This window comes from Anaerovibrio sp., from assembly GCF_051866355.1.
GTDB lineage: Bacteria > Bacillota > Negativicutes > Selenomonadales > Selenomonadaceae > Anaerovibrio.
This window is the reverse complement of the sequence record NZ_JBJDWZ010000099.1, coordinates 1-3,239: the sequence shown is the minus strand read 5'-3', so window position 1 is coordinate 3,239 and position 3,239 is coordinate 1. Positions and strand designations below refer to the sequence as shown.

The 3,239-nt window shown below is 53.9% G+C and carries 3 protein-coding genes and 1 riboswitch; all 3 genes read left to right on the top strand.

Annotated elements, in window-relative coordinates; genetic code table 11:
• Positions 1 to 38 precede the first annotated feature (38 nt).
• Positions 39 to 136, top strand: a riboswitch (glycine riboswitch).
• Between the two features lie 196 nt (positions 137 to 332).
• Entirely contained in the window at positions 333 to 1,418 is a 1,086-nt protein-coding gene (gcvT, locus tag ACI3UA_RS05405) for a glycine cleavage system aminomethyltransferase GcvT (RefSeq protein WP_439723811.1), read from the top strand.
• Positions 1,419 to 1,554: 136 nt separating this feature from the next.
• The gene (gene gcvH, locus ACI3UA_RS05400) at positions 1,555 to 1,938 is read left to right on the top strand and encodes a glycine cleavage system protein GcvH (RefSeq protein ID WP_439723810.1); all 384 of its coding nucleotides are present in this window, start codon (positions 1,555 to 1,557) and stop codon (positions 1,936 to 1,938) included.
• Positions 1,939 to 1,940: 2 nt separating this feature from the next.
• Positions 1,941 to 3,239 (top strand): aminomethyl-transferring glycine dehydrogenase subunit GcvPA (gcvPA, locus tag ACI3UA_RS05395; RefSeq protein ID WP_439723809.1); only part of this gene is annotated, 1,299 nt, incomplete at its 3' end.

Sequence of the window (3,239 nt, the reverse complement as noted above, 5' to 3'; positions counted from 1 at the left end):
GGACATTATCGTAAGGCGATAAAAATTGCATATTCCGGATGAGAAAATCGGGAGAGAACACCCATCGCTGCACGGTGGTGGATAGGTCGCCGAAGGGGCTGCAGAAACTCTCAGGCAAAGGGACCGGTTTTTGACGGAACTCTGGTTATTACTAAAGTGTTAAACAGGGGCACAGTTGGCAGGCTGAAATAGGGCTTGTCCTCTGTGCCTATTATTTTTAAGAAAATTGTGCTGCCGGATGCCAACAGGCTGTCAGGCGGTCTGGAATAATAGCTTGGAATAATGGCTGGAATAATAGCTATAGATGTTTTTTATGGAAAGGAAGAATGGATATGGAGTTAAAAACACCGCTGTATGATGTGCATGTGGCTGCCGGAGGAAAGATTGTGCCCTTTGCCGGGTATCTGCTGCCGGTGCAGTACAAATCAGGCGTAATCGCCGAGCACATGGCTGTCCGCGAGAAATGCGGCCTGTTTGATGTTTCCCACATGGGCGAGGTGATGTTCACCGGGCCGACGGCACTGGCCAGCCTCAATCACATGCTGACCAATGATTTTACCAATATGACCCTGGGGCGCGTCCGCTACAGTGTTATGTGCCATGAAAATGGCGGCTGTGTGGATGACCTGATTGTCTACAAGTTTGGCGAGGAAAAATATCTGGTGGTTGTCAACGCCGCCAACCGCCACAAGGACGTAGCCCACATGAAGGAGCATGTGCTGGAAGGGACTACCATTGAGGATATTTCTGACAGCATTGCCCAGCTGGCCCTGCAGGGGCCGAAGGCGCCGGAGATTATGGCAAAGCTTTTGCCGGAGGAATCCATTCCAAAGAAATACTACACAGCCATTGAGGAAGTCTATATCAAGGATTTGAAGTGCATGATTTCCCGTACCGGCTATACCGGTGAGCTGGGGTATGAGATTTATACGGCGGCGGAAAACGGCGCGAAGCTGTGGGAAATCCTCATGGAAGCAGGGGCGGAATACGGCCTCATTCCTTGCGGACTGGGCGCCCGTGATACCCTGCGGCTGGAGGCGGCCATGCCTCTCTATGGCCATGAGATGGATGATGTGATTACGCCGCTGGAAGCTGGTCTTGATTTCGGTGTCAAGCTGAACAAGCCTGAGTTTATCGGCAGGGATGCCATGATAGCGGCAGGCACGCCGAAAAAGGTCAGGGTAGGCCTTGAGGTGACAGGCCGTGGCATTATCCGCGAGCATCAGCCTGTGTACATTGATGATGTGGAGGTCGGCATTACTACCTCCGGCACCCATTGCCCATATCTGGGCAAGGCAATCGCCATGGCCTACGTACCGGCAGACAAGGCGGATTTGGGCACACTGGTGGAAGCAGAGGTGCGCGGCCGCCGCATTCAGGCGAAGATTGTGGAGCTGCCTTTCTACAAGAGAAGCTGACAAGTGGTGGATATGAGCAGGTAGTGAATGGGTGGATAGTAGCGCAAGCGTGCCTGCATACCACCCATTCGGGATAAGTGCTTATTTATGACAAATAGATATTTACATTTGATATGACAAAAAGGAGCGATTTATTATGGCAAAGGTACCAGCAGAACTGAAATACACCAAATCCCACGAGTGGGTTAAGGAGGAAAACGGCCTTTATGTAGTAGGCCTGACGGATTTTGCCCAGGAAGCGCTGGGAGATATTGTTTTCATCAACATGCCGGAGGCAGGGGATGATGTAGCCAGCGGCGAATCCTTTGCAGATGTGGAGTCCGTAAAGGCTGTATCCGATGTGTTCAGCCCTGTCAGCGGCACCGTGGCAGAGGTCAACGAGGAACTGATTGACGAGCCTGCCCTGATTAATCAGGAGCCTTATGAGCAGTGGCTGATTAAGGTCAGTGATGTATCCGATACCGAGGATTTGATGGACGCGGCAGCCTATGAGGAATTCTGCGCGGCTGAGGAGGAGTAATCATGGGGAGCTATATTCCATCTACTGCCGGGGAGCGGCAGGAGATGCTGTCGGCCATCGGCATGAGCAGCACCGAGGAACTGTACGCTTCCGTGCCGGCTTCCGTCCGCCTGAAGGAGCTGAACATTCTGGAGGGTTGCAGCGAGCTGGAGGTCAGGGAAAAAATCACGGGCATGGCAGGCAAAAACAAGGTGTTTGACAGCATTTTCCGGGGTGCCGGTGCCTACAATCACTATATTCCGTCCATTGTCAAGACCGTTACCTCCAAGGAGGAGTTCGTAACAGCCTATACGCCTTATCAGGCGGAAATCAGTCAGGGCGTCCTGCAGTCCATCTTTGAGTATCAGACCGAGATGTGCCAGCTGACAGGCATGGACGTGTCCAATGCCTCCGTTTATGACGGCGCCGTGGCTGCCGCCGAGGCGGTGTTCATGTGCCAGGAGCGGAAAAAGCAGGGAGTTATCGTGTCCGGTGCCATCGACCCGAAGGTGCTGGCAGTTATGAAAACCTATTGCGCCAGCCGCAACGTGGAGGTCAAGGTACTGCCTGTGGCCGACTATGCGACCGATATTGAGGCCTTGAAGGCCGCGCTGGACAAGACCAGTGCCTGTGTCTATGTGCAGAGCCCGAATTATTATGGCGTGATTGAGGATATGGATGCTGTGGTGGCCGCTTCCCATGAGGCGGGTGCCAAGGTGATTATGGGGGTAAACCCTATTTCCATGGGTCTCCTGAAAACTCCCGGCGAGTACGGCGTTGATATTGCCGTAGGCGAGGGCCAGCCTCTGGGCATGCCGCTGGCCTTTGGCGGCCCTTATCTGGGCTTTATGACTACCACCAGCGCCATGGTGCGCAAGCTGCCGGGGCGTATCGTAGGTGAAACTGTTGATGCCAACGGCAAAAGGTGCTACGTGCTGACCCTGCAGGCCAGGGAGCAGCACATCCGCCGTGAAAAGGCATCCTCCAATATCTGCTCCAATGAGGCATTGTGTGCCATGACAGCGGCCGTTTATCTGGCGGCCATGGGGCCGAAGGGCATCAGGAAGGCGGCAGCAAATTCCGCCGCCCATGCCCATTACCTTGCTGATGAGCTGTGCAAAATCCCCGGCTTCCGGCTGGTGACTGACAAGCCGTTTTTCCATGAGTTTGTCACCACTGCCCCGATATCTGCCAAAATTCTGGAGGAGGCTCTGGCGGCAGAGGGCATTCTTTGCGGACTGCCGATAGAGGAAGGCATTCTCTGGTGCTGCACGGAGCTTTGCACCAAGGAAAAAATCGACAAGCTGGTAAAGGTTATCAAG

Excerpts from the sequence above, each read along its gene's own strand:
- gcvH (WP_439723810.1), top strand. The coding sequence starts at position 1,555 with ATGGCAAAGGTACCAGCAGAACTGAAATACACCAAATCCCACGAGTGG.
- gcvT (WP_439723811.1), top strand. The coding sequence starts at position 333 with ATGGAGTTAAAAACACCGCTGTATGATGTGCATGTGGCTGCCGGAGGA.